Annotated in this window: 19 protein-coding genes; 4 read left to right on the forward strand and 15 right to left on the reverse strand. The window is 71.3% G+C overall.

The genetic code is table 11. The features are described 5' to 3' along the window. Positions 1 to 89: 89 nt before the first annotated feature. Positions 90 to 971 (reverse strand): Fpg/Nei family DNA glycosylase, encoded by an 882-nt coding sequence (locus KCQ71_RS11675; RefSeq protein WP_223406027.1) that lies wholly within the window; start codon positions 969 to 971, stop codon positions 90 to 92. Positions 972 to 1,168: 197 nt separating this feature from the next. Here KCQ71_RS11675 and KCQ71_RS11680 point away from each other — a divergent pair, with 197 nt between their 5' ends. Then, entirely contained in the window at positions 1,169 to 3,223 is a 2,055-nt protein-coding gene (locus KCQ71_RS11680; RefSeq protein ID WP_223406029.1) for an elongation factor G, read from the forward strand. A 70-nt stretch (positions 3,224 to 3,293) separates the two neighbouring features. Here the strand turns inward: KCQ71_RS11680 and KCQ71_RS11685 are convergent, their stop codons facing one another. The 7 genes from KCQ71_RS11685 to KCQ71_RS11715 all read right to left on the reverse strand — a co-directional run bounded on the left by KCQ71_RS11685 (position 3,294) and on the right by KCQ71_RS11715 (position 10,907). Beyond that, complete coding sequence (locus tag KCQ71_RS11685; RefSeq protein ID WP_223406031.1) at positions 3,294 to 3,824, reverse strand: hypothetical protein; 531 nt, start codon at positions 3,822 to 3,824, stop codon at positions 3,294 to 3,296. A 133-nt stretch (positions 3,825 to 3,957) separates the two neighbouring features. Further along, positions 3,958 to 5,337 carry an ABC transporter substrate-binding protein gene (locus KCQ71_RS11690; RefSeq protein WP_223406033.1) on the reverse strand — a complete coding sequence of 460 codons (1,380 nt, stop codon included), beginning with the start codon at positions 5,335 to 5,337 and terminating at the stop codon, positions 3,958 to 3,960. A gap of 11 nt (positions 5,338 to 5,348) precedes the next feature. Next, positions 5,349 to 6,302 (reverse strand): carbohydrate ABC transporter permease, encoded by a 954-nt coding sequence (locus tag KCQ71_RS11695; RefSeq protein WP_223406035.1) that lies wholly within the window; start codon positions 6,300 to 6,302, stop codon positions 5,349 to 5,351. A 10-nt stretch (positions 6,303 to 6,312) separates the two neighbouring features. Next, entirely contained in the window at positions 6,313 to 7,230 is a 918-nt protein-coding gene (locus KCQ71_RS11700) for a carbohydrate ABC transporter permease (protein WP_223406037.1), read from the reverse strand. 55 nt (positions 7,231 to 7,285) lie between these two features. Then, positions 7,286 to 8,527, reverse strand: coding sequence for a Gfo/Idh/MocA family protein (locus tag KCQ71_RS11705; protein ID WP_223406039.1), 1,242 nt, complete (start codon positions 8,525 to 8,527; stop codon positions 7,286 to 7,288). A 111-nt stretch (positions 8,528 to 8,638) separates the two neighbouring features. Then, entirely contained in the window at positions 8,639 to 9,835 is a 1,197-nt protein-coding gene (locus tag KCQ71_RS11710) for an ROK family transcriptional regulator (protein WP_223406041.1), read from the reverse strand. Between the two features lie 31 nt (positions 9,836 to 9,866). Beyond that, positions 9,867 to 10,907 (reverse strand): lactonase family protein, encoded by a 1,041-nt coding sequence (locus tag KCQ71_RS11715; protein WP_223406043.1) that lies wholly within the window; start codon positions 10,905 to 10,907, stop codon positions 9,867 to 9,869. Between the two features lie 81 nt (positions 10,908 to 10,988). Between KCQ71_RS11715 and KCQ71_RS11720 the strand changes: the two genes are divergently transcribed. Further along, positions 10,989 to 11,408, forward strand: coding sequence for a RidA family protein (locus KCQ71_RS11720; protein WP_223406045.1), 420 nt, complete (start codon positions 10,989 to 10,991; stop codon positions 11,406 to 11,408). 26 nt (positions 11,409 to 11,434) lie between these two features. Here the strand turns inward: KCQ71_RS11720 and KCQ71_RS11725 are convergent, their stop codons facing one another. From KCQ71_RS11725 to KCQ71_RS11755, 7 genes are read right to left on the reverse strand one after another with little or no spacing between them, the layout of a single operon-like run. Then, complete coding sequence (locus tag KCQ71_RS11725) at positions 11,435 to 12,715, reverse strand: aspartate aminotransferase family protein (protein WP_223406047.1); 1,281 nt, start codon at positions 12,713 to 12,715, stop codon at positions 11,435 to 11,437. Beyond that, positions 12,712 to 14,244: a M81 family metallopeptidase gene (locus KCQ71_RS11730; protein ID WP_223406049.1), complete on the reverse strand. Its 1,533-nt coding sequence runs from the start codon at positions 14,242 to 14,244 to the stop codon at positions 12,712 to 12,714. The genes KCQ71_RS11725 and KCQ71_RS11730 overlap by 4 nt, the downstream gene beginning before the upstream one ends. 2 nt (positions 14,245 to 14,246) lie before the next feature. Then, on the reverse strand, positions 14,247 to 15,014 hold the full coding sequence (locus tag KCQ71_RS11735) for a creatininase family protein (protein WP_223406051.1): 768 nt from the start codon (positions 15,012 to 15,014) through the stop codon (positions 14,247 to 14,249). Between the two features lies 1 nt (position 15,015). Next, positions 15,016 to 16,548, reverse strand: a complete 1,533-nt coding sequence (locus KCQ71_RS11740) for an NAD-dependent epimerase/dehydratase family protein (protein ID WP_223406053.1) — start codon at positions 16,546 to 16,548, stop codon at positions 15,016 to 15,018. Next, positions 16,548 to 17,756, reverse strand: a complete 1,209-nt coding sequence (locus tag KCQ71_RS11745) for a hypothetical protein (protein ID WP_223406055.1) — start codon at positions 17,754 to 17,756, stop codon at positions 16,548 to 16,550. The genes KCQ71_RS11740 and KCQ71_RS11745 overlap by 1 nt, the downstream gene beginning before the upstream one ends. Then, the gene (locus tag KCQ71_RS11750; RefSeq protein WP_223406057.1) at positions 17,753 to 19,165 is read right to left on the reverse strand and encodes a Gfo/Idh/MocA family protein; all 1,413 of its coding nucleotides are present in this window, start codon (positions 19,163 to 19,165) and stop codon (positions 17,753 to 17,755) included. Before KCQ71_RS11750 ends, KCQ71_RS11745 begins: the two co-directional genes overlap by 4 nt. Then, positions 19,162 to 21,300 carry an alpha/beta hydrolase family protein gene (locus tag KCQ71_RS11755; protein WP_223406059.1) on the reverse strand — a complete coding sequence of 713 codons (2,139 nt, stop codon included), beginning with the start codon at positions 21,298 to 21,300 and terminating at the stop codon, positions 19,162 to 19,164. The genes KCQ71_RS11750 and KCQ71_RS11755 overlap by 4 nt, the downstream gene beginning before the upstream one ends. Positions 21,301 to 21,570: 270 nt before the next feature. On the opposite strand from KCQ71_RS11755, the gene KCQ71_RS11760 reads away from it, so the two are divergent. Next, complete coding sequence (locus tag KCQ71_RS11760) at positions 21,571 to 23,076, forward strand: right-handed parallel beta-helix repeat-containing protein (RefSeq protein WP_223406061.1); 1,506 nt, start codon at positions 21,571 to 21,573, stop codon at positions 23,074 to 23,076. A 119-nt stretch (positions 23,077 to 23,195) separates the two neighbouring features. Next, positions 23,196 to 25,556, forward strand: a complete 2,361-nt coding sequence (locus KCQ71_RS11765) for a DUF4838 domain-containing protein (RefSeq protein WP_223406063.1) — start codon at positions 23,196 to 23,198, stop codon at positions 25,554 to 25,556. Positions 25,557 to 25,626 lie beyond the last annotated feature (70 nt).

Consider the following 25,626-nt stretch of genomic DNA (forward strand, 5'->3'; position numbering starts at 1 on the left):
TGACAGCATAGCATCATCGTCAGTGATGCCATGCTGTCAAGGTGAGCCAAGGGCGCTGGGTGGGAGCCGCAGGAATGCTCGAGCCATGGCTACCGGCGGCGCTGGCAGCGGCCGCACCAGTACAGGGTGCGGCCGGCGAGAGGCTTCGAACGGACCTTGGCGCCGCAGACCAGACAGGGCTCGCCGGTGCGCTTGTACAGGAAGAACCGCCGCTCGAAGTGGTCGCCGAGTTTCTCCCCGGTGAGGTCCGCGGTCTCCGCCGGCACCTGACCGGCGGCGATCTCCGCCTGGGCCGCGGCGATCTGGTCGTCCATCGTGAGGATCTGGTGGTAGACCACGCCGAGCGGCAGCATCAGCACCAGGTCATCCCAGATCGCCCGCCAGGTGGACCGGCGGATCTCCTTGCCCGGGCGCATCGGGTCCACCCGGTGCCGGAACAGCACCTCGCACCGGTACACGTTCCCGACCCCGGCCACCACCGCCTGGTCCATGAGCAGCTCGGCGATGGGCCGGGTGCTGCGGCTCAGCTTCGCCCACCCGAGGTCCGGGTCCGCGTCGGGACGCAACGGGTCCGGGCCGAGCCTGCGGGTGAAGGTGGCGATCTCGTCGGCGGTGACGAGCGCGCAGGTCATGGGCCCGCGCAGGTCCGCGACGTGCCCGTCGCCCGTGATCCGCAGCCGCACGGCGCCGGTGGCCGGGATGTCCTCGGGGTCGGCGCCGCGCAGGTCCTCGGGCAACGGCACCACGGGGAACAACCCGATCAGGCCGAGGTGCACGTGCAGCCAGGCGTCGCCGTCGAACTCCACGAACAGGTTCTTGCCCCACGCGCCGGCCTCCACCAGGGCCCGCCGGTCGAGGACCTGCGCGCCGCCGGCGAACCGGCCCTGTGGGCTCGTCACCCGCACCGGCCCACCGGCGAACGCGCGGTTCAACCGGCCCGCGAGGGCGTGGATGGTGTGGCCTTCGGGCACGATGCTCCCAGGGTCTTCGAGGTCGCCGGGCTCAACCGTATGCCACGGCGTGGATCCACCGAGCGCACCGCTGCGCCGGTGGCGGGTGCCGTCGGCCGTGCCGCGAATGGCCGCCCGCGGCATCTGCCGGGACGTGCCGTGCGGGTCTAGCATCGAAAGGCCCCGGCGTCCCGAGCCGAACGGACAGGCAGACAGATATGGACGATCCGCGCACGCAGGACATCCGCACCATCGCCGTGATCGGCCATAGCGGCAGCGGCAAGACCACACTGGTCGAGGCGCTGCTGCAGCGCGCCGGCGTGATCGGCCGGATGGGCCGCACCGAGGACGGCACCACGGTGTGCGACACCGAACCCGAGGCCACCCGTCGCGGCATCTCCACCACGCTCGCACTGGCCCCGCTGGACTGGACGACGGCGGGTCGCGGCTATCGGCTGAACGTGATCGACACCCCCGGGCACGACGACTTCGGGCACGCCGTGGACGTCGCACTATCGGTGGCCGACCTGGCCGTACTGGTGGTCGCCGCCACCGACGGCGTCGAGCCGGGCACCCAGCGGGCCTGGGCCAGGTGCGCCGCGCTCGGTCTGCCCGGACTGGTGTTCGTGACGAAGGAGGACAAGTCCGGAGCGGACTTCCACCGGGTGCTCACCGACCTCCAGGACCGGTTCGGACCGACCATCCGACCGGCGGAACTACCGCTGGGCGAGCGCGGCGCCTTCCACGGCATCGCGGACCTGCTCACCGACACCGACACCGACTACGACGGCGAGGGGCGCAGCCATGCGGTCGATGCGCCGTCGGAGGTCGCAGCCGAGCAGCACCGGCTGCACGCCGACCTGGTGGAGGAGGTGGTCACCGGGGACGACGACCAGCTGGAGCGTTACCTGGCCGGGGACCCGCTCACCCCGGCCGAGATCACAGCCACCCTGGCCGCCGAGATCGCGGCCGGGAGCGTCGTGCCGGTGTTCGTGGGCTCTCCGATCACCGGGGTGGGCATCACCGAACTGCTCGATCACATCTGCCTGCTCGGCCCGCCACCGCGACCGACGCGGGTGCTCGTCGGCGGCCGTGAGACCGACGTGCCGGCCGACCCCGACGCGGAGCCGCTGGTGCACGTGTTCCGCACCCTGACCGATCCGTTCGTGGGGCAGATCGCGCTGATCAAGGTGCTCAGCGGCACGGTGCAGGCCGAGGATCACCTGACGAACACGGCCACCGGCACGGCGGAACGGCTGCACGGCCTGTTCCGGATCCGTGGCGCGGACCATCTGATGGCGATCCGGGTGCCCGCCGGGGACATCGCCGCCGTCGCGAAGCTGACCGACTCCCCGATGCGCACCCTGCTGGCCCGCCCCGGCCGTCCGGTCACGCTGAGCGAGTCGGACCGGCCGGACCCGGGGTACGCCGTGGCGGTGCACGCCGCCACGCCCGGGGAGGAGGACCGGCTGCCGGAGGCGCTGCGCAAGCTGTGTGCGGAGGACCCGTCACTGGTCACGGAGCAGGTCGCCGACACCGGGCAGGTGCTGCTGCGCGGAACCGGGGACATGCACGTGGACGTCTCCCTGGAGCGGCTGGAGCGCAAGTTCGGGGTGAGCGCCGTCACCGAGCCGGTTCGGGTCGCGTTCCGCGAGACGCTCGCCGCCCCGGTGGAGGTGGAGGGCAGGGTGAAGAAGCAGTCGGGTGGGCACGGGCAGTTCGCCGTGGTGCGGGTCCGGTTCGCCCCCGCGCCACGCGGGACCGGTCTGACGTTCGAGAGCACGGTGGTGGGCGGGGCGGTGCCGCGCCAGTACCTGCCCGCCGTGGAACGTGGCCTGTCCGAGGCGATGGCCTCGGGCGGCGCCCACGGGTATCCGGTGGTGGACGTCGTGGCCGAGTGCGTGGACGGCAAGTACCACTCGGTCGACTCCTCGGAGATGGCGTTCCGCGCCGCCGCCGCGCATGCGCTCCGCGGTGCCGTGGCCGAGGCCGGCACCGTGGTCCTGGAGCCGATCCACGCGGTCCGGGTGAGCGTGCCCGAGTCGAACACCGGGGACGTGCTGGCGGACCTCGGCGCCCGCCGGGCCCAGGTCCTCGCCACCCGCACCCTCGACGGCGGCACGCAGGTGATCGAGGCGCTGGTCCCGGCGGCGGAACTCGGCGGCCGGTACCCGCTCGACCTGCGTGCCCTCACCGGCGGCTGGGGATCGGTGCGCAGCGAGCACCACCACTACGACGTGCAGCCGGCGCGCCTGCGCGGTGCCGACCGCTGACCGCGCGGGGCCGCCCGCTACCTGGCCGGCGCCACCGACCAGGACACCACGGGCTGCGGCGGGCGGACCTTCACCCGGGCGGGCACGTGACCGTGAACGAAGCGGTCGCCTCGACCTGGTCATCGGGCCCGAATTCATAGTCGCCGATCTCGGTCAGGTCGGCGTCACGCGGCAGGACGGACGCGCGCCCGGTGGCCCCCACCGCCGAGTAGGTCGTCCCGCCGTCCTCCGCAGGGGCGGACGTCACGACGCCGTCGGCCAACACCTGCGCGGCGTACTCGTCGCCGACGATCCAGACGCTGCTGGCGATGGACGTGCCCGGCTCGTAGGTGAACATCACGCCGATCGCGGGGTCGGGTGCACTGCTGCCGATGGCGATCACGCCATTGTCGGCGCACGACATCAATCCGGCCGGGATCTCACCGGACACGGTGTGGTGCTCGCCGCCCTGCTCGAACTCGATGATCGCCGTCGGGGTGTGGTCGTCGCCCCAGGGCGCTTCGGGACTGCCGGGGGTACTCTCCTCCGGTGCAGCGGAACCGGCCGAACCCCCAGGTCCAGCGCATCCAGTGAGCGCCAGCGCAAGCACCAGCCCGACCATCCGCGATCCGTCTAAGCGCGAACGGCGACGGCATCTGTTGGGCATCCAGCCACACTATCGGGACCGGCCCGGCGCCCGGGTCGGGCGGCGGCCTGCACCCCGATGCGCAGGCCACCACGGCGACGGCCCGACGTCAGCCCCCGGAGAGGATCGCGTTCACCTCCTCGTTCATCTCGGTGAGGGTGGCCACGTCCCGGTTGCCGATGTAGATCTCATCCATGATCGGGGCCCCGAGTGCCGAGATCGACCCGTACGCGTCCGTGACCGGGAAGTACACCGTGTACCCGTTGTCCACGAGGTCCGTGAACGGCGACACGTCCAGGCCGCGGTCGGCGAACGCCTCGATCGCCGCCTCGGTGCCGGCGGGGCGCGCCGGGAGCACCACGCCCGCCTCACCCACGAGGTTCTGGCAGTCGTCCGATCCGAGGAACGCGACCCAGCGGGCGGCCTCCTCCGGGTCCGGGGACTGCGCGCTGACCGAATCGGCGAGGCCGTTGTACATCGAGACCGGGTGCCCGATCGGGCCGCTCGGCAGGGAGGCGATGCCGAGGTCGACGCCCTCGAGATTGGCATAGGTGCCGAGCATCCAGGAGCCGTTCACCGAGAGCGCCGCCCGGCCGGAGCCGAGCGCCTGCTGCGGGTTCGGCGCGGTGCCGACCTCCTCGAACGGGGCCATGTAGCCCTTGTCCACCAGGCCGAAGAGCCAGGCCAGGGAGGCCTGCAGCCGGGGGTCGTCATAGTGGTACTCGGTACCCCACACGTCCGCGTTCGTGAACTCCCACCCCGTCGACGCGGCGAGCCAGGACCACGCGGTCTGCCCGTCCGTTCCGCCCGAGCCGTTCGAGGCGTAGCCGTACACGGCGACGTTGTCCGGATCGAAGCCCTCCTCGTCGCCGCGGATACCGTTCTCGTCCACGCTCAGATGCGCCAGGAGCTCCTCGAAGGAGCCACCGTCCTCGGGGTTCCAGTCCAGCGACTCGAGGTCCTCCGGGACCAGACCCGCCTCCTCGATCACGTTCCGGTCGTAGAACAGCGCGACCGTGTCGAAGTCCTTGGGCATGCCGTACTGCCCGCCGTCCTGGCCCACCCAGAGGTCGGCGAGGCCCTCCTGGAACCCGCCCGCGTCGATGTCGGCCGTGGCGTCGAGGGTGGACAGGTCCACCAGCAGGCCGCGCTGGGCGTACTCCGGGTACCGGGTCAGGTGGTCGGTGAACACGTCCGGGCCGGCGCCGGCCACGAAGCCGGCGGTGAGCTTGCTCCAGTAGTCGTCCCAGCCGTACTGGCTGATCCGGATCTGCAGGTCCGGGTTCTGCTCCTCGAACGCGTCCGCGCAGCGTTGGTACGCCGGCAGCTGGTTGGCGTCCCAGAGCCAGTAGTCGATGGCCGTGCGGCCGTCGCCCTCGGCGGTACCGGAGCACCCGGCCGCCACCAGCGCCACGGCGGCGAGCGCCGCCGAGGTCTTCGCGACCCGCGAAGCGAGCCCACGCCGTCGGGAGTGTGTCCTGATGTTCATCATTGACCGCCTCACTTGATCCCGCTGAAGCCGATGGAGTTGACGATCCGTTTCGCGAACACGAGGAAGAGCAGGATCATCGGCAGCGCCGCCACCAGGGTCGCGGCCATCAGGCCGGCCCAGTCCGGTCCGGTCTGCGGCGTCTGCGACTTGAAGTTGCCCAGGGCCACCGTCAGCACCCGGGACTCGTCGGTGTAGGAGACCATCAGCGGCCAGAAGTAGTCGTTCCAGGAACCGATGTAGGTCAGGATCGAGATCGTCGCGATCGGTCCCACGGACATCGGGATGATCAGGGAGAAGAACACCCGGACCTTGCTGGCGCCGTCGATCAGGGCAGCCTCCTCGACCTCGATCGGCACGTTCATGAAGAACTGCCGCAGGAAGAAGATCGCGAACGGGGTCATGAACAGGCCCGGCAGCATGATGCCGAGCAGCGTGTCGATCAGGCCGAGGTCACGGATCATCACGAAGTTCGGCAGCAGCGTGAAGATGGCCGGGACCATCAGGGAGAGCAGGAACACGCTGAACACCGCGTTGCGGCCCTTCCAGCGCAGCCGCGAGAACGCGTAGGCGGCCATGGCGGAGAAGAAGACCTGGCAGGCGGTCACCACGGTGGCCACGATCACCGAGTTGCGCAGGTACAGCCAGAAGTCGATGGAGGCGCCGGAACCGCCCTGCGCGATGGCCTCCTCGGTGGTCTGCAGGCCGAAGACCCGCTCGAAGCCGCCCCAGCTGAAGTCCACCGGCAGGAGCGAGGTGGCGTTCGAGTAGAGGGCACCGTTGCTGGACAGCGCGGTGCGCAGCATCCAGTAGAAGGGGAACAGGGTGATGATCAGCAGGACGATCATCACTGCCCAGGCCACCACCTTGCCGACCGTCGGCGGGCGCCGGCGGCGGGGCGCGGCGGCCCGGTCGGCGGTGCGTGCGGTCACGGGTTCGAGTCCCGTCGTTGCGATGTCGGTCATGTCCGCCTCCTCAGTTCAGGTCCGTCTGGCCCGCACGCGTGATGCGGTACTGGAGGAACGTGACGACCATCAGGATGATCAGCAGCGCCACGCTGAGCGCCGACGCGTAGCCGAAGTCGAACTGTCCGAAGGCCTTGTCGTAGATGTAGAGCTGGAGCACCCGGCTGGCGTCCACGGGACCGCCGCCCGTGGTCACGGCCACGGTGTCGAACACCTGGAAGGAGCCGATGACCGAGACGATCAGGACCAGGCCAAGGATCGGGCGCAGCAGTGGGACCGTGATCCCGAAGAACATCCGGGTCTCGGACGCGCCGTCGAGCCGGCCGGCCTCGTACATCGTCGGCGGGATGGTCTGCAGCCCGGCGAAGATCAGCAGCGCCGTGTAGCCCATGTGCCGCCAGACGTTGACCAGCGCGATGGTCGGGATCGCCCAGGCCTCGGTGGTGAAGAACCCGATCCGGTCCAGCCCGATCCACTCCAGCGCCTGGTTGCCGATGCCGAGCTGGAAGTCGAGGATCCACAGGAACACCAGGGCCGCGACCACGTTCGAGACCAGGAACGGCGTCAGCACCAGCCCGCGCAGCAGCGTGGACTGGCTGAGCCGCTGCATCAGCACCGCCAGCACCAGCGCGACCACCGTCTGCACGCCGATGTTGATGACCACATACAGCACGGTCACCCGCACGGCGTTCCAGAACACCGGGTCCGCGATCATGTCGCGGTAGTTGTCCAGACCGATGAACTCGACGGGGCTGAGCAGGTCCCAGGACGTGAAGCTCAGGTAGATGCCACGCAGCAGCGGCCAGAAGTAGAACATGGCCAGGCCGATCGAGGCCGGCAGGATGAACGCCAGCGCGAGCCGGGTGTCATCCCGGCGTCGACGACGGCGGACCTCCCCTCCGGCGCGGGTGGGGGTTGCCAGGGCCATGTTCTACTCCTTGCGTCGTTGCAGGCGATTCAGGTCGGGCGGGTGGTGCTCGGGGTCAGGCGGCCGGGTGGGCGTAGTCGGGGATCGGCAGGCGCTCGCCGCCGGCGAGCGCGGAGGCGTGTGCCACGATGCCGGGTGCGGTGAACATGGCGGCCCGGCGAGCGTCCACCGGCGGCGCGGCGCCGGTGACGACGGCGCGGACGAAGTCGTCGGCGAGGAAGTGGTGGGAGCCCTCGTGGCCGTTCGGGGCGTCCGCGTAGACGGCGGGGAGCCGGCTGCGGTCGTGCACCGGCGCGGAGCCGGAGGTGAACGCCTCCCGCAGCGCCGGGTCGACGTCCGCCAGCGCGGCGATGTCGGTGTCCGAGCGCAGCGGCACGAACTTCTCGGAGATGTCGGTGGACTCGGACTTGTCGTTCCACACGCTCTGGTGGGCGAGCTGCTCGAAGCTCGCCTCGGTGCCGAAGAACCGGAACCGGGACTCGCGGATGTGCGAGGGGTAGCCGACCCGGCGCATCTCGTTCGTACGCATGGTGCCGCCGTCGGAGAGCTCGAAGAGGGCCGTGGCGTTGGAGAAGCTGTTGCCGAACTGGCTGACCTCGCGGTCGAAGACCCCGTCGCCGCGGCGGTCCTCGACCCCGAGGCAGCTGACGCTCACCGCCTGGGTGGGCAGCGCGCCGAGGACGCCACCGATGGCATGCGTCGGGTACAGCATCGGTGGGTAGCTCGCCGTCGCCTTCCAGTCCTCGCCGCCGCTGTACTGATAGGCCGCATAGAAGCCGAGGTCCATGTCATGGACGTAGTCGCCCTCGGCGTAGAACACCTGGCCGAGCGCCCCCTCGGCGATCTTGTTGCGCAGGTGCACGGTGGCCGGGTTGTAGTAGCTCGTCTCGCCCATCATGTAGGTGAGGCCGGTGCGGTCGGTCTCGGCGATGATCGCGTCGATGTCGGTGATCTCGGTGGCCATCGGCACCGCGGAGTACACGTGCTTGCCCGCGGCGAGCGCGGCCAGCACGAGCGGGGCGTGGGTCCAACGCTGGGTGAAGATCGCGACGGCGTCCACGTCGCTGGCGAGCATCTCCTCGTAGCTGGCCACCGTGGTGGCCCCCTCGTAGCGGGCCGCGAGCTGCTCCGCACGCTCGGGCACGAGGTCGGTCACGACGAGCCGGCTGACGTTCGGGTGCAGGTCCCAGAGCGTCGCGAAGCTCTTCGAGAACTGTCCCGCGCCGACGATGCCGATGCTGAAGGTGCCGGCGTCGGGGTCGAGGGGGGCGTGCGGTTCGGGTGCGAAAGCGGTCACTGGTGCTCCTGGATGGTCGGTGCTGTGGTCGGGTCGGTGGGTGGTCGGGTCCGTAGCTGGGCAACGGCGGAGGTCCGGTTCGTTCGGCGGTGGCCGTCGTGCTCGGTCTGCTCAGGTTCGCGATGGCGTCCGCTGGGTCGGTCGGTGGGTGCCGACGGTCTCGGGTGCGGCGAGCACCCACTGGCAGGCCACGACGGCGGCGCCGCGGGCCCACTCGTCGAAGGTCGAGTCGAACTCCTCGATATGTGGGGCGCGGGTGCCGGGGTCGAGGTGCTCGGCGAGCGCGGCCGCCATCGCGGCGCGTGCCACGGGCATGATGCCGAGTCCGTCACCGGCGAGGATGACGGCCGGCAGGTCGAGGAGGTTCACGATCGAGGCGATGAGGGTGCCGAGCGCGCGCCCGGCGTCGGTCAGCGCGCGCAGGGCGGCGAGGTCCCCCGCTTCCGCGAGCGCGACCACGCCGGCCAGGTCCAGGTCCGCCCGCCCGTGCGGCACGCCGACGGCCGCTCTGATCGCCGCGGCGTTCAGCAGGCTCGCGGCACAGCCGCGATGGCCGAGTTCGCACAGCGGCCCTGAGTCCGTGACCGGGGTGTGGCCCACATGTCCGGCGGTGCCGTGCCCGCCGGCGCGGACCTGGCCACCGAGGACCAGGCCGACGCCGATCCCGACTCCGATGGTCACCACGGCGAAGTCGTCGTAGCCACGGCCGGGGCCGGACCACTGCACGCCCGCGGTGAGTGCGCGGGCGTCCCCGCTGAGCACCGTCGGGACACCGGTGGCATCGCTGATCAGACGGGCGAGCGGGACGTCGTCCCAGCCCAGGTAGCCGTTGTCACGGACCGTGTCGTCGAAGTGCAGCATCCGTCCGGCGAGCCCGATGCCGAGCGCTTGGGCAATGCCCTCGGGGTCGAGTTCATTGACTACTTCAACTATCTGCTTGGCCACGATCGTGATGTCTGTGCTGAGCAGGTCGCGGTGAACGGTCGCCTGCACGGTCCCGCCGGCATCCGCCGAGACTCCGAACAACCCGTCGCCGGTGATCTTCATGCCGAGGAAGCGGTGCCGACCGACATCCATCGCGAGTGGCGCCCCAGGGCGCCCCGGACGTGCGGATTGCGCGGATTCTTCACGAACCAGGCCGGAATTCACCAAGGGCCGGGTGAGCTTCGTCAGGCTCGCCGGGGAGAGGTCCAGGCGCCGGGCGAGGTCCGCGCGGGACAGCGGCCCGGCACGGAGGAGCTCCCGGACCACGGCCCTGGTGGTGGGGCGCAGGCTCGAGAGGGAGGTGGCGTCGGTGCTGCGGTGCACAAGGCCAGCGTGGCCCTGTTCGTTCACCTTGTCAAGGAACTAGGCTGAGACTCATCGGCGCCGCCACCTCGGCCACCATGCTCGCAGGGCCGATCGGGTCGAAGCCACCGAGCTGGTGCGACACGATCCGGTGCGCGTGCGTGGCTGCGACCAGCAGCTCCGTACCCACCACGACGAAGTGGTTCGGCCAGGCGGGCGTCGCGACCTCCGTGACGAGCCTCAGGCCGCCGGCGCCACCGATCGCCAGGGCGCTGAGCGTGTCGCAGCCACGCGCCCCGACGATCACGTGGTCGCCGTGCACCACGATGTCGGAGAGGTAGAACGACGCCTCGGCCGGCTGCGTCGTGGCGGCCACGCTCGCGGTCACCTCGGCGCGCCCGGCGGCCTCGTCCCAGGCGAGGACGGCCACCTCGCCGTTGAGCTCACACGCGACGTACAGGGTGTCACGGTGCCAGGCGGGATGCCGCGGACCGGCCCCGGCCGGCAGGGCCGTCACGATCGGCTCACCGACCGGCCGACCGGCCACGAGTCGATAGGCACGCAGCGCGTCGGCTCCCAGGTCCGTGACCACCAGATACCCGCCACCGGGGCTGACGGTGGTGGCGTGCGGGTGCGACGACGCCTGCCGACGAGGGTCCACGCTGCTGCCGCTGAACGTCAGGTCCACGGCGTCGTCGGTGAGCCCGCCGTCATCATCGAGCGCGATCGCGCCGACCGTGCCATCGCCGTAGTTGGCGATATAGAGCCACGTTCCCTCCGGATGCACGGTCAGGTGGCACGGGATCGCTCCGCCGCTCGAGCGCCGGGACAGCACCACGGGTGCGTCGCCGCCGGCTATGTCGGTCCGGACTGCGACCACCGCACCGTCGGTCTCGTGGTGCGTGGCGTAGAGCACGGGCCGGGTCGGGTGCTGGGCGATGAACGAGGGCCGGGGCAGGGCCAGGTGAGCCTCGGGCGCATCTCCGACTCGGGCACGCGCCCAACGCGTGAGCCCGGCCGCGAGCAGGCCCGGGGCCTCCGGCACGTCGAACGACGCCGCCCACACGGTGGGCGATCCTGCGGAAGGGGTCATGGTCGTCCTCCGTGATCGGCGGCCGCCTGGACCCACCGTCGCTCGTTGACCTCGTCGGCCGTGGTCCCTACCGTGGCATCCATGCAGACTGCTTCACGTTCGGACCCTGCGCGGGGCGGGACCGCACTCCACCCGTCCGGGACGGCCCGGTCCGACCTGGCCCTCTCCCTCGGGGTCGCGGCGGGCGAGTTCGTGTTCGTCTCCGGCGCGGTCGCCTTCCACCCCGAGACCGGCGAGATCGTCGGCCGAGGCGTCGAGGAGCAGACCCGGCAGACGCTCCACAACATCGAAGCGGTCCTGGCCGAGGCGGACCTCGGCTTCGTGGACGTCGTGCAGGCTCGCATCTACCTCAGCGACATCCGCCGTGACTTCCGCTCCTTCGACGCGGTCTATCGGGAGTTCCTCAGTGCGCCCTTCCCGGCACGGACGACCGTCGGCGTCGAACTCGCCGTGCCGGGCCTCCTGGTGGAGATCGACGCCGTCGCCCGCCGACGGGCCTGACCGGTCGAGCACCTTCCGCACCGCGCTCAGAGGGCGGCGAGCGCGTCGCGGGCGGCTGCCACGGTGCGCTCGACGTCCGCGGCGGTGTGTGCCGTCGAGAGGTACCACCGGCCGCCGGGCAGACTGAATACGCCGCGGCGTAGCAGTTCGACGGTGAGCCGGTCGTAGAAGTCCCAGTCCGCCGTCGTGAAGTCGGTGAAGGTCTCAGCGGCGTCGGTGCCGGGGATGACCTGGACGACGGGTCCGACGTTGCGCACGACGGCAGGTCGCCCGGCGTCGCTGAATGCGCTCGCGAGTCCGGTGGCGAGGGCGCCGCCGAGGTCTTCGAACCGCTCGTAGGTGCCGGGTTCGGCGAGGACGTCGAGGGTGGCGCCGGCGGCGGCCAGGACGACGGGGTTGCCGTTGTAGGTGCCGGCGTGCACGACGCCGCGGGTGACTTCGTCGATGAGGTCGCCGCGTCCGGCGAGTGCGGCGAGGGGGAACCCGCCGGCGATGGCCTTGGCGAGCACGACCAGGTCGGGGGTGACGCCGTAGCGTTCGGTGCCGCCGCCGTGGGCGATCCGGAAGCCCGTGATCACCTCGTCGAAGACGAGCAGGGTGCCGGTCTCGTCGCAGATCGCGCGCAGTTCGGCGAGGAATCCTGGTGCGGGTTCGAGCACCCCGGAGTTGCACAGCACCGGTTCGGTGAAGACGGCGGCGATGTCCTGGTCGGGGTCGGTGAGCACGGCGCGCACCGCCGCGGCGTCGTTCCAGGGCAGGATGGTCACGTCGGTGAGCGCGGACGGGTTCTGCCCGCGCGAGGCGGGTCGGTCCAGGGCGCCGTTCGCGTCTGGGCGGTAGCCGAGCAGCATCGCGTCCGACCACCCGTGGTAGTGGCCCTCGAACTTCACGAACCGGCGCCGGCCGGTCGCGGCCCGGGCCAGGCGCAGCGCGGTCTGGTCCGCCTCGGTGCCGGTGTTGGACCAGAGCACCCGGTCCATCCCGGGGATCGCGGCGAGTACCCGTTCGGCGATCTCGTACTCCAGGTCATGGCTGGCCCCGAACGTCTGCCCGAGCGGGAGCTGCCGGGTCACCGTCTCGACCAGATGCGGGTGGGCGTGGCCGATGATCACCGGGCCCCAGCCGAGCACGTAGTCGGTGTAGGTGTTCCCGTCCACGTCCCGGAGTTCGGCGCCCTGACCGGACTCGAAGTACAACGGGTGCGGCTTCATCTGCGCGCGCATCCCCGTGCTGACCCCACCACCGAGAGAGCCCTTGGCCCGCTCCCAGCGCTGGGCCGACCCGGGCCAGGACTCGATCAGGCTCATGCGTACTCCTCAATCGTCTCGTAGGGGAACAACGGCACCCGCCGGTTCCGGTGCTTGAGATGGTGCAGGTTCGCCGCGGTGACGCCCGGGGTGTCGACCCGAATGACCTCGGTCACGATGTCGGCGTACCCGGCAAGCGGGGACTGCACGCCCTTGCCGATGATGATGCGCCGCTCGGTCGGCTCCACCCCCAACACCCGGGGCTGGGCCAGCCCGGACGGGATCTCCGGCCGCGACGTCACGATCACCAAGCAGTCGTCGTCGTAGGCCACCAGTGCCGTCGGACCCGTGTCGAAGGCGCGCTGCCCGGCGTGGGTGCGCCCGGTGTCCTCGAACGGACCGTCGTGCAGCGCCCGCACCACGCCCGCCACCCGCAGCGGCGGGCCGGTCTCGGCGATGGCGCGACCCCCGATGTCCAGGACGATGTGCGCACCGAGCCCCGCAGCGTGGCACGCGCCCGCTGCGTCGGGGTCCTGCACGATCGACAGCGCGCCCGCGACGCCCTGGTCCTGGATCTCCCGCAGGAGCACCACGGAGTCCCCGGGGCTGCCACCGCCGACGTTGTCTCCGACGTCGAGCAGGAGTACCGGTCCGACCCGTGCGTCATCCGCAGCGCGGACCGCCTCGGCCGGGCTGGGCGCGGTGCCGATGAGCTCCGCGCGTCGGCTCCAGACCTCCCGGGCGAGGTCGTCCGCGAGCTGCTTGGCGAGCGCGAGGTCGTCCTCAGTGACGACGACGACGCTCAGGCCCATCTCCTCGACATCGGCATAGGGGAAGCCTTCCGCCACCGAAGCTCCGAGCACGCGCGGGTCGGTGTCGACGAGCTGGGCTGCCTGTGACGTGAGCGAGGCCATCGGCTCCTCGGTGGTGTGCTGGCGCAGGATGTCGATGGCTGCCGGTACCTGGGTCAGTGCCGTGGTCGGTCGGGACTCGCCCCGGGCCGCGCGGATGACGAGCTCGGCCACGTCCCGGCCGCGGTCACGGGCATCCACATGCGGGTTGGTGCGGAACGTGATGAGCACGTCCGAGTGCGCCACCATGCGTGCGCTCACGTTGGCGTGCAGGTCGAGGGTCACGCCGACGGGGACGTTGCCGACCTGGTCGCGGACCCGGCGGAGGATCTCGCCGTCGGCATCGTCGACGTGCGCGGCCACCGCGGCACCGTGGAGGGCGAGCAGTACCCCGTCCCACGGTCCGTGCAGCTCGAGGAGATGGCACATCTCGTCGACGTAGGCGTCGAAGGCGTCGGGCGTGAACGGCCCGCTGGGCGTGGTGCTCGCGAAGATCAGCGGGACGAGGTCGACTCCGCCGCGCTCCGCCGCGTCGAGGTAGCCGGCCACGATGGTGTTCGCGCCCATATGCTCGCGGATGATCTCCGGGCCTCGTCGGGTCAGCGCGGCCAGTCGATCGGCGTCGATCCGGCCAGGGCTGAACGTGTTCGCCTCGTGCGAGAGGCCGAGGACGGCGAGCCGCGCGGTGGCGGGCGTCGGCCCGCCCAGCGACCGGCCGCCGTCGGGCAGTGCGTTCACAATCACTCCCCCGCCTTGTGGAAGGCGACGATGAAGGCACTCAGCGCCTCCGCGATCTCCGCGAGGACGCGCTCGCCGACCGCTGCCGACGCGAGACGGGAGTCATCCGTGCGCCCGTCGCTGGCCTGCCAGACACCGGGGTGGCGGACCGTCCCGCCGGGCACGTCCTGGGACGCGAGTGGCTGGAGGCGCGCCTCGCTCGCGGGCAGGGCATCGGTGCGTACCAGCTCGGGCCGGAGCGCGAGCAGCAACGACGTCTCGAACGACCCAGCGTGCCCGGGCTTGGGCGCATCGTCGAGGTCCAGCGCGGCGAGGACGTCCGCGGCCGCCGTCCAGTAGCTCGTCGCCGCGACGTGGACGTCGAGACCCTGCTCGTAGGCGAGCCGGTCGACCGCCGCGTCGGCCGGCACGGCGTTCCCACCGTGACCGTTGACGAACAGGATGCGCCGGAACCCGTCCGCGGCGAGGCTCGTGGCGATGTCCACGAGGACGTCCACGTAGACCCGCATCGAGATCGAGATCGTGCCCCCGAACGGCAGATGGTGGTGCGCGAACCCGAACGGCAGCGTCGGCGTGACGACCACAGGCACCGCCGCCGACGCCACCGTCGCCGCGGCCCGGGCCAGGTGAGTGATCACGGCCGCGTCGACGCAGACGGGCAGGTGCGGGCCGTGCTGTTCCGTGGATCCGATCGGGACCACGACGGTGGCATCGGGCGCCACCGCCCGCAGTTCGGCACGGGTCAGCTCGTCGAAGATCAGCGCGGCCATGTCATGTCCCTTGTGTCGATGTCGGAGCGGTTGCGCGCAGCCAGAACGCGTCGAGGCGGTCCACCGCGTGCCAGCCGAGCACGTCCTGCACCCGGTCACCCAGGTAGCGCCCGTGCGGGGAGGGGGCCAGGACGTTCAGTACCGGGCTCGGCTCCGGCAGGCTCTCGACGCGCGCCGCGGCAGCCATCGCCCGGCCCGCGTCGGCCCAGGACACCGCGAACGGATGCAGCGGTTGCTCCCGGGGCCGGGTCGGGTCCACGAAGGCGCAGAACAGCAGCACCGGGCATGCGATGGCGTGCTGCTCGGCCATGACGCGGCAGACCTCCTGGCCGAGCAGTTTGGTCAGGAAGTAGAGGTCGTCCCCGGACCGGGACGGCGCCCCCTCCCCCACGTCGCGATCATCGGTGTACCCACGAGGGTGCGGCGGCAGCGTGAGGGTCGGGCCGGTGTGCACCACCCGGGGGACGCCGGCGTCCCTCGCGGCAAGCATCGCGTGCAGGGCACCGAGCACGTTCACCCGGAACGCGCCGACCGGGTCCGCCCGCACGACCGCGCAGTTGATCAAACAGTCCGCACCAGCAGCCGCCGACCGGACCGCGTCGAGGTCGGCGATGTCGACGACCAGCTCCTCATGCGGAGCCGGCGGGGCCCCGGCCGGGACCGGTGCGTTCGCCGACTGCGGCGGCCGGGCGGCGATCTCGGCGAGCGGTCGGGCGTCGGTGACCCGAAGTACGTGCCGGTCCGACAGCGCCGCGTAGGTGACGACGCCCAAGGGGCCGCCCGCGCCGAACAGCGTGATGCGCTCCGGCCGCGGCAGGCCGGCAAGCCGCGCGGGGCGCTGCGGCCAGGCCGGTGCCGGTGCCGCCGCGTCCGGACGGAACTGGGCCGGACCGGGGTGGCGCGGCGCGAAGGCCAACGGCTCCCGGCGCGCGTCGGCGAGGGGGTAGCGGCCGCTGCCGCGCACGATGTGCCAGGCCCGCCACCGCGGGCCGGTCGGCTCGGAGGACGCCGCCGGGAACTCCACGGCACGTACGATCGCCCGCACGGCATCCTCGACGTGCAGCCACGTCGGCGCTGGTCCGGCCTCGAACCCCGCCCGGTCGACCACGTCGTCCAGGCGCAGCACCCGGGCCTCGATCGGCCGCGACCGCGTCAGCTCCCGCGAGGTGATCTCGGCCAGGTGGGCCGCGAGGTCGCGCGGCCGCGCCGTGGGTCGCGGCGACCATTCCTCGGTCACGCCCCACCCGGAGTCGTAGGAGTCGAAGAGGCGCATCGTGGACAGGCGCACGTAGCGGGTGGCGGACGTGGTGGTGAGCAGGTTCCAGGTACCGAGGGTGGCCCGTTCGATCCGGGTGGACGCGTCCGCCTCCGCGTCCGGGTCGCCGTGCACCACCACGTCAACCACCGGTCGCCCGGCCCACGCGGCGGGCTCGCGCACATCGCCGTCGAACTCCTCGACCTCGTGCCGCTCCCCCAGCGCCACCCGCAACGGACCGCGCAACGGGTCCGGGACATCGACGAGCAGGACCCGCATCACTGGCCTCCCGCGGGCGCGCCGGGGACCGGGAGCTGGACACCGGTGTCCGGAACGTGGGCGGTGGGCTGGTAGGAGATCGCGAGCTCCGGGGTGTCCAGGCGGGCGCCGCCACGCAGCGAGCGCATCGCGGCGGCGAGGATCCCGGTCGTCAGCAGCGTGCGCTCAACCGGGTAGGGCGTCCGGCGGGCGAGCATCATCGACTCGATCTGGCGAACCAGGAAGATGAAGTGGCCGTACTCCGGCCCGCCCTGCAGCCACAGCTGGGCCGCGGCCTCGTCCGCCGGCCCGCGCGCGGCGGTCGCGAAGCCCGCCACGGCGCCCTGGCAGTTCACCGAGGCTGCCCGCAGCCCGTCCAGGTACTCGATCAGGAAGACCGCCTGTGGTGCTCGCCGCGCCTCCTCGGCACTGCGCGGGTCGACCTGCAGCGTCGCGAGGGCGCGTTCGAAGAGCTCCGCATCGACCGTGCCATCGGTCAGCGCGCGGGCCGCGGCCGCGCCGGTCAACGTACGCACGGAGCGAACCCCGCTCTCCCCGCCCGCGCGGCGTTCGGCGAATACCTGGATCCCCTCGAGGCTGTGGAAGCCATACGCCTCCGTGGAGCCGTAACAGACCCCGACGGCGTCGGTCATCGGTGCGCCGAGCGGCCACTCGGATCCCGTCGGCTCCCGCCATGCGAGCGGCACGCTCGAGCCGGCCAGCAGCGGGATCGCGTGCCGTCGCGCCACCTCATACATGGCGTGCGCGTCCGCGAAGGACCAGGCCAGATGCTTGTCGGTGAACACCGGCACGGTCCGTCCCGCCCCGATCATGGTGGCCACGACCGCATCGAACAGCCGCCGGCGGGGATAGAGCTTCTGGCCGAACTCGTTCTCCTCGTAGTCACCGTGCTCGCCGATGATGACGACGCCGTCGACGTTCACGCCACCGCGGCCGAGGCCGATGGCCTCCGCGGCGCTGGGGTAGCGCGGCACCCCGTGGCGGTCGGTCAGCTCGACCGCGATGTCCGGCCGGAGCCGCTCGCCGGCGTGAGCGCCGAGCTGCTCGACGTACACCGAGGCGACCTCGACCCTCGGGTCGATCCGGTGACCGGCCCAGCTGTAGCCCTGGACCAGGCGTGTGCCGATCACATCCGCGTGGGAGTCCGTGAACCAGGTGGTCGCGATGATCGCGACGCGCGGCCGCCGCTGGGTCGCCGTCGTCGTCATCGTCGCGCCGCGGCTCGGGGCGGGACCACAGGCGTCTGCAGGAGCTCGGCGACCGAGACGATCCGGCCCTCCTCGACGGACCGCCAGATCGCCTCCCCCGCCGCGACGGCGAGCGCACCTTCGCGCGCGGACGCCCCGAGGCCCAGCGCCACCGACTCGTCGTCCGGGCCGACGAACAGGTCGCGTCGCATCAGCGGGTCGGCGCCGTCGTGTCCGCCCGACACGCTCTCGATGTCGATCACCTCGGCCGGACCGAAGAGCGGGCGGTGGGTCACCTGCCCGGACCCGGGCAACGCCTCGCCGTCGGGCGTGCGGCCGGTGAACACCTCGATGGTCCCGTGGGTGCCGGTGAGGGTGGCCCGGTATCCCTCCCATGGTGAGGAGAAGTCGACGGCGTACGCCGCGGTGGCACCGGAGGCGAACGTCAGGAGCGCGGCGACGTGGTCCTCGATATCGATCTCGTCGTCGTAGAGGTAGAGGTCGGTGCCCGCCGGGTACTGCACCTCGTAGGGCAGGTCGAACAGCCCGCGCCGGGCCTCGTCGGCACCGTCGTGGAACGCACCGCTGCCGCGTTGGGCCTGATAGTACGGGTCGCGCTCGCGGACCTGCGCGTTGCTCGCACCGGCGGGGCGGTGTGGGCTGTCCGGGCCGTAGTAGTCGCGGCCGCCGACGGCGTAGACGGTGCTCGGGGCGTCCGCGAGCCACCAGGAGATCAGGTCCAGGTGGTGCGTCGACTTGTGGATGGTCAGGCCGCCGGAGTTCGCCCGTTCCCGGTTCCAGCGCAGGAAGTAGCTCGCGCCGTGCCGGATGTCCACGTGGTAGTCCATGTTCACGTGCAGCGGCCGGCCGATCGCGCCGGCCAGGACCATCCGCTTGATCTGCCGGTGCCGGGACGTGTACCGCAGGTTGTGGGTGACGCGTACGGTCGCGGGCGAGGCCCGCTCGGCCTCGAGCACGCGGGCCGCGTCGGCGGCGGTGGCGACCATGGGCTTCTCGGAGACCACGTCGACGCCCGCGGCCAGCGCTGCCTCGAGGTACCGGGCGTGGGTGTGGTCCGGAGAGGTCACGATCACCACGTCCGGGCGCGCCTCGCGGACCAGGTCCGCGAACTGGTCCGGCGCATAGATCGGCACCTCGGGATGTCCCGGGGGCAGGATCGTCGCGGCGAACGCGTCCGCACGGGCCCGGTCGATGTCGAGCACCGCGACGAGTTCGCCGTGACCGGAGAAGTCGTCCGCGCTCGCGCCGTAGCCCAGCCCCGAGTTGTCGGCGGCCGTGGTCCCGGCATCGGCGACGCCCAGGAGCGGTCGCACGAAGCTGGCCACACCACGGTTCGAGAGACCGACGACGGCGTAGCGTCGCCTTCCGCTCTCGCGAGGTGTCTCGGTGGCGTGCTCCGGTGTGGTCATGTCGGTCCTCCCGGACGCTCGCGGATCGGATCGGGCGCGGCCGGCCGCCCGTGGGTACCGGTGCTCGCCGCCTCTGCCGTCGGGGTCGCACGCTCACGCAGCCGGGTGCCGAGCAACTCGCGCAGCATCCGGGTGGATGCCCACAGGGCCATCCCCGGGATGAGGCCCTGCCAGGCGCCGGTCCCCCGATCGTGGAGCCGCTCGGTGAGGACCCGGTCGGTGTCCACGAGATCGGTGACGGCAATCGTGGCGACCCTGGGATCACTCACCGCGGCGAGCGTCGCGACCTGCGCGCCCACCCCGGCTCCGACGAGGTGGATCTCGGACTCCGGCCCCAGGCCGGGATAGCGCTCCTGCAGGTGCGGGTCGGACGTCAGCACGTCGATCGCCCGGATCACGTCGAAGGCGCGGCCCGCGGCCAACGAGTCGTCCAGCCAGAGCAGGTCGCAGAGCAGTTTGTAACTGGTTCCGGACTGGTCCGTCCACGCTCGCCCGTCCCGGTCCCTCGGCGTCAGCGCGCCGGTCCCGCGCACATCCAGGGCAACGGCCGGCCCTTCGGCGTGCGCACCGGCAGCCCGGGCGAGCACCTCCGGATGATCATCGGTGAGGGCATCGGTGCCACCGTGCAGGAGCAGGAGCGTCAGGGCAGGCGTCGTCGCCGGAGCCTGCACAGGGTCGTGTCGCGGACCGGTGGCACGCGCCTGTGCGCCGGCGCCGGTCGGTGGATCGGGGAGCAGGACGCCGGCGGCCCACAGGTCGACCTCGGACCGCCAGAACGCGTGCTCGGCACCGGCCGGCCCGGGCAGCCAGCGAGCCCTCGGACAGGCGGGCACCTCGCGCTGGGCGCGGACGCGTTCGGCGACCCATCGCCGGATGTCATCGGCCGCGGGCTGGGCTGTCGCGGAGATCCGATCCAGGTACTCCGCTCTGACCAGGTCGTGCGGGAACCTCGTGTCGGGGTGGTCCAGCGCGGTCTGGCCACTGGTGGTGCACCAGAGCAGGCGGGGGTCGAGAGCCTGGTCGTCGTCGAGTTGGACCGGTTCGGCCGGCGGTAGGTCGAACACCTCCGTGAAGAAGTCGACGGCGGCTCGTGCCAGGGCCGGGGCGTACTCGTGCGTGGACCGGGCCCGGGCCAGGCGCAACTCCTGCTCGGCGCCGAGGAGGCCGTAGATGCGCCGGGCCCGGTCGACCGATGCGATCGTGCCCTCGATCGGGAAGAAGTCGTAGTCCACGGCGAGGACCTGCACCGGCCGGGGGGCCATGCTGGCGAGCAGATCGTCATGATCGACGCCGGCGGCCGTCCCACCGAGCAGGATCTGCTCCGCATCCTGACGCTGGCCGGACCAGAGATAGTGGCCACGCGAGGTGATGTACGTCCCCGGCGCGGCCGCGGCCAGCCTAGGCTCCAGGGCCATCATCAGGGAACAGAGCGTGCCGCCACCGCTGTTCCCGGTGATTGCGAGGCGGGCCGGATCCACGACCGGCAACGACTCGAGCAGGTCGAGACCCCGGCGGGCGTCGGTGACGAAATAGCGGGCCGGTGACCACCCGGCCCACCAGGACTGCAGGCCGGAGTAGGTGTGCTCGACGGTCCCGTCCGCCACGAGCGCGTTCCCGTCCGCGTCCAGGTATCCGAACCGCTCCCCCTGCCCGACCGGGTCCAGGACCAGCACCACCAGCCCTGCGGCCGCGAGCTGGGTGCACACCGACTGGTATCGGGGGTAGGCCTTCCCCAGCGGCCCGTGACCGCACACGAACAGCACGGCCGGCACCGACCCGGAGGGGGCGGTCAGAGCAGCGGCCGGCCGGTACAGCGTGGCCGGCACCCGCGTCCCGGGCAGGGTCTCGAGCATGAGTCGGTCGATCCGCGCCCGAGCCTGCCGGGGGTGCCTCACCTCGCCCAGCCACTCGACGGGTGGCGGTCCCGCCGGCGAGTCCGGCAGGTCGCCGATGCCGGCGAGCACGGCGGCGCGAACCTGCTCCTGATAGTCCGCCACGCCGCCGGCGGCGAGATGATCGCGCTCCGCCTGCCAGCCGGCGATCCGACGCTCGGTGCGGCCGTAGACGTGTCGTTGCAGGTCGGTGTCGACGTCGATATAGCCGTCGAGGTTGGCCGTGAATCCCAGCCCCACCATGGCGCGTCAACTCCCCGGATCCTCAGTGTGTTTCTCGGTTCACGGAGGACCCTAGCGCACCGACGCCGGCGATGACAGCGGTTGCGACAACGTTCCCATGTTCTCCGCGTCGGGTGAACGCTCGCGCCCGAATATCGTTTCTAGTAGGCGTTTGCAATCCTTGACAGCGCTTTCACATCGCTTGCATACTGGCCCCGTTCACATCGATGAGGATCGTGAGGCGGGGCATTCATGCGACGAACACTGGGTCGTCGGAGTTTTCTCGGAACGGTGGCAGTCGGCGCCGTGGCAGCGGCTGGGTCGGCGGGACCGGCAGCGGGCGCAGCCGCGGCGGTGCCGACGCGACCACACGTACCCCTGGCACCGACCCAGGTCATCGACGTGCGGGCGGACTGCGGCGCCGTCGGCGACGGGGTCACGAACGACTCCGCCGCGTTCCGGACCGCCGCCCAGCTGCTGGAGGCCGCCGGCGGCGGCACGCTCGTGATCCCGTCCGGGACGTATGTGGTGGGCGACCAGTTCCACGAGGCCGGCTCGACCGCCCCGACGCCGTACTACCAGCTCCGGGAGGTGTTCACCGTCGAGGGCGTCCCGGTGACCATCGTCGGCAACGGCGCCACCCTCCGCATGGCCGATGGGCTCCACTACGGTTCGTTCGATCCGGACACCGGCGAGCCGGTGGACATGGTCGGCGTCGACTACGCCTTCCGCGCCCATCTCGGCTACGTGATGCTGTTCAAGAACTGCACCGGCGTCGTGATCGAGGACCTCGAGCTGGACGGGAACTGCGGCGCCCTGGTCATCGGTGGCGCGACCGCCCCGGACATCCACGCCTACGGCCTGCGCTTCGAGCAGTGCTCGGACGTGACGGTCACGAACGTGCACACGCATCACCACGCGCTCGACGGGCTCAGCGTCAACTGGCACGAGTACCCGGCCGACGGTCCGGCCACGCCGCACACGTTCACCGAGGTCCGCAGCCAATACAACGGCAGGCAGGCGTTCACCTGGGGCGGTGGCAGCGACATCCGCTGCTACCGCTGCTCGTTCAGCCACACCGGTCGGGGTGGCGTGACCCGTGCTCCCAACGGTGGCCTGGACATCGAGCCGAACTCGGCGACCTTCGGACGGGACGGCTACTTCGAGGACTGCGAGTTCATCGACAACCGTGGCCCCGGGCTCGCCAGCGCCCTGCGTACCACCACGGATGTGACGTTCGTGCGGTGCGTGTTCTGGGGCACGGAGTACTACAGCGTCTGGGTCGACAGCCCGAGGTTCGTGTTCCAGGACTGCGAGATCTACGGCACGGTGCCGCGGGCCTACGGATCGACCGAGGAACCGGTCGATGCCACCCAGTTCCTCGGCTGCACGTTCGAGGACCGGCCGTGGACGAACGGTGCCGTCGCCCGGCTCGGCAACTACCTGTTCAGCCCCGGCGGGAACGGGAACGGCGTCCTCCTCGAGGACTGCACCCTCACCGCCCATCAGGTGCGTTCGGTCTACCTCCCCGATGTGGACACCACCGAGGTGTTGCGTCGTTGCACGTTCACCCACGAGTGGCAGGAACCCGCCTCCACCGGATACCTGGCCCTCATCATCGGCAGCCACGTGGCCGGCTGCACCTTCACCGAGAACTATCCGGCCGGCTTCACGAAGAACTACACGATCACCGTGAACGCGGAGGTCCTCGCGGGCGACGGCGACACCGTCGTCTCGGGGCCCCGCGTGACATGGGAGGGCCTGACCGGCGTCATCCCGCCCGGCACCTATACCTGACAAGCGGGTCCGGCGGGCCCAAACCTGCCCCTGCCCGTTCCCCACCACCCATCCACCCATCTGCAGGGTCGACCGTCGGCCCTGCGCAGCCCTCCCCTCACCTGAAGGAGCACTTCGGCATGTCCGAGAACCGTCCCACGCTGCGAGCGACCGTCCGCGATCGCCTGAACATGCGCCGTCGCACCACCTTGCAACTCGCCGGCGCCGCCGGTGCCGCCGCGTTCGTCGGCAACCTGGTCAACGCCGGTGCCGCGCACGCCGAACCGACCGAGGGTCCGACCCTGCGCCTGACCGAGGACGGCGAAGCGCGTGCCGTGATCGTGCACGCGGCCGATGCCGACGCCAACGTCGTCCAGGCGGCGGCCGAGCTGGTCGAGCACGTGCAGCTCATCACGGGCGCCGAGCTGCCCATCGTGAACGAAGCGCCGTCGGACGGCACCGTGCCCATCTATCTCGGCGCCATTGCCCCCGAGGCGGAGGCCACCGTGGCCGAGCTCGGGGACTCCGGGGTCGACCCGGACGGCTACCGCATCCTCGCCGACGCCGACGGGCTCCAGCTCATCGGGCACACCGACCGCGCGACCCTGTACGCCGCGTACGGGCTGCTGGAGAGCCTCGGGGTGCGCTGGTACATGCCCGGCGACCTCGGCCGCATCACCCCGGCGACCGGCACGCTCGAGGTGGCGCACCAGGACGCCACCTCGGACCCGTACTTCGAGGTCCGGGTCGTCTCGCCGCGGCGGTATCACGAGTCCGGCGTGCCCAAGGTCTTCGACCCGCTCGAGCCGAAGCCGTGGAACGACCGGATGCGGCTGTGGCCGGTGAACATCGGCGCCCAGGACTTCCCGAACATCTACCCACGGACCGAGCGTCCCGACCTCTACCTGAAGGACGCCAACGGCGTCGTCACCCCACACCTGGACGTGACCCAGCCGGACGCCCTCGTCGGCGTGGTCGAGGCCTGCCTCGAGATCCTCGAGGCCGACCCGCAGACGCGCTTCATCTCGATGTCCCCGAAGGACGGCCTCCCCCCGGTGCTCGAGCCGAACCCCGAGTGGGACGCGGAGGACTACGACCCACTGAACAACTCGCCGTCGATCACCGATCGCTACGTCAGGTTCCTCAACCTGGTGCTCGCCGAACTCGACGCGCGCGGGCACTCGAATTTCCGGATCCCGTTCCTCGCCTATGCGAACTACGTGCGTCCACCCCTACGCTTCACGCCCGACCCCAGGATCGTGATCATGGTCGCCCCGATCATCATCGACCGGTTCCATGCCATCGGTGATGAGCACGCCTGGGAGCGGAACTACATCGCAACCCTGATCGAGGGCTGGGCCGCCCTCGGCTCGCCGATCCTGATGCGCGACTACCGGTACAACCTGGCCGACCCGAGCCTGCCGTTCCCGATGATCAAGCAGGTCACCGCGGAGATGCAGTACTACCGGGACCACAACGTGATGGGGATCAAGAGCGAGTCGCTGCCCGCCTGGGGCTACCAGGCGCCGGCCCACTATCTCTACGCGCAGATGGCCTGGAACCCGGACCTGGACGTCGAGGCCACGATGGCCGAGATGTTCACCGACCTGTACGGTCGGGCCGCGGACGCCATGCGGGAACACTTCGAGACCCTCGACGCGGCCTACACCGAGGCCGACTACTCGACCGGCCGCTTCTACGACACACCGAACATCCTCAATGCGGCCGTGATGCGCGAACTCGACCGGTCCCTGCGGCTCGCCGAGGGCCGGGCCCGGTCCGAGGACGCGAACATCCAGGCCCGGGTCGCCATGGTGCGCACGGCCTACGAGTACGGCAAGGCCTGGCTCGCGATGGTGGCCGCCTTCAATGCGTGTGACATGGCCGAGGCGAACCGCATGCTCGGGGTCGTCCACGAGGTCCGCGCCGAGGCGATCTCCCACTCGCCGGTGATCATCTATCCCTGGGCCTCGTACTACTACCTGGACAACTACTACGGCGCCCAGGTGGCCGACGGGTACGCGCGGACCGTCACCGACGGACAACTCCTCGCGCCGCTGCCCGACGAGTGGCACGCGATGACGTTCCCGTCCGATCAGGGCGCCGAGATCGGACTCTGGAAGCCGGAGCTGCGCACCACCGGGTGGATGCCGCTGAAGACGTTCTCGCAGTCCTGGTCCAACCAAGGCCTGCGGTACTACCACGGCGCGATGTGGTACCGGACGACCGTCGACCTCCCGGCCGGACACTCGGGGACGTCGGCGACCCACCTCTGGCTGGGTGTTGTGGACGAGCGCGCCCGGGTGTGGCTGAACGGTCAGGAGCTGCCCGTGGCCCGCAACGGCTCGACGCTCCGAGTGCCTTTCGTGTTCGACGCGACCGACGCCGTCGTGCTCGCCGGCGAGAACGTCGTCGTCATCGAGACGATCAACGAGACCGTCGACGAGCTCGGCACCGGTGGACTCGTCGGGCCGGCCATGTTCTACCAGGTGAACGCGTGACCCTGAGTTGAGCGGCGTGCCCCGGCCCGGCCCCCCCCCCCCCCCCCGGCCCGCCGCCCCCGGGGGCCCC

Source organism: Occultella gossypii, from assembly GCF_019947135.1.
Classification (GTDB): Bacteria; Actinomycetota; Actinomycetes; order Actinomycetales; family Beutenbergiaceae; genus Occultella; species Occultella gossypii.

Bases quoted from the DNA above. Each gene is read 5' to 3' on its own strand.
- KCQ71_RS11680 (WP_223406029.1), top strand. From the start codon at position 1,169: ATGGACGATCCGCGCACGCAGGACATCCGCACCATCGCCGTGATCGGC.
- KCQ71_RS11685 (WP_223406031.1), bottom strand. From the start codon at position 3,824: ATGGTCGGGCTGGTGCTTGCGCTGGCGCTCACTGGATGCGCTGGACCT.
- KCQ71_RS11690 (WP_223406033.1), bottom strand. From the start codon at position 5,337: ATGAACATCAGGACACACTCCCGACGGCGTGGGCTCGCTTCGCGGGTC.
- KCQ71_RS11695 (WP_223406035.1), bottom strand. From the start codon at position 6,302: ATGACCGACATCGCAACGACGGGACTCGAACCCGTGACCGCACGCACC.
- KCQ71_RS11700 (WP_223406037.1), bottom strand. From the start codon at position 7,230: ATGGCCCTGGCAACCCCCACCCGCGCCGGAGGGGAGGTCCGCCGTCGT.
- KCQ71_RS11715 (WP_223406043.1), bottom strand. From the start codon at position 10,907: ATGACCCCTTCCGCAGGATCGCCCACCGTGTGGGCGGCGTCGTTCGAC.
- KCQ71_RS11720 (WP_223406045.1), top strand. From the start codon at position 10,989: ATGCAGACTGCTTCACGTTCGGACCCTGCGCGGGGCGGGACCGCACTC.
- KCQ71_RS11725 (WP_223406047.1), bottom strand. From the start codon at position 12,715: ATGAGCCTGATCGAGTCCTGGCCCGGGTCGGCCCAGCGCTGGGAGCGG.
- KCQ71_RS11735 (WP_223406051.1), bottom strand. From the start codon at position 15,014: ATGGCCGCGCTGATCTTCGACGAGCTGACCCGTGCCGAACTGCGGGCG.
- KCQ71_RS11740 (WP_223406053.1), bottom strand. From the start codon at position 16,548: ATGCGGGTCCTGCTCGTCGATGTCCCGGACCCGTTGCGCGGTCCGTTG.
- KCQ71_RS11745 (WP_223406055.1), bottom strand. From the start codon at position 17,756: ATGACGACGACGGCGACCCAGCGGCGGCCGCGCGTCGCGATCATCGCG.
- KCQ71_RS11750 (WP_223406057.1), bottom strand. From the start codon at position 19,165: ATGACCACACCGGAGCACGCCACCGAGACACCTCGCGAGAGCGGAAGG.
- KCQ71_RS11755 (WP_223406059.1), bottom strand. From the start codon at position 21,300: ATGGTGGGGCTGGGATTCACGGCCAACCTCGACGGCTATATCGACGTC.
- KCQ71_RS11765 (WP_223406063.1), top strand. From the start codon at position 23,196: ATGTCCGAGAACCGTCCCACGCTGCGAGCGACCGTCCGCGATCGCCTG.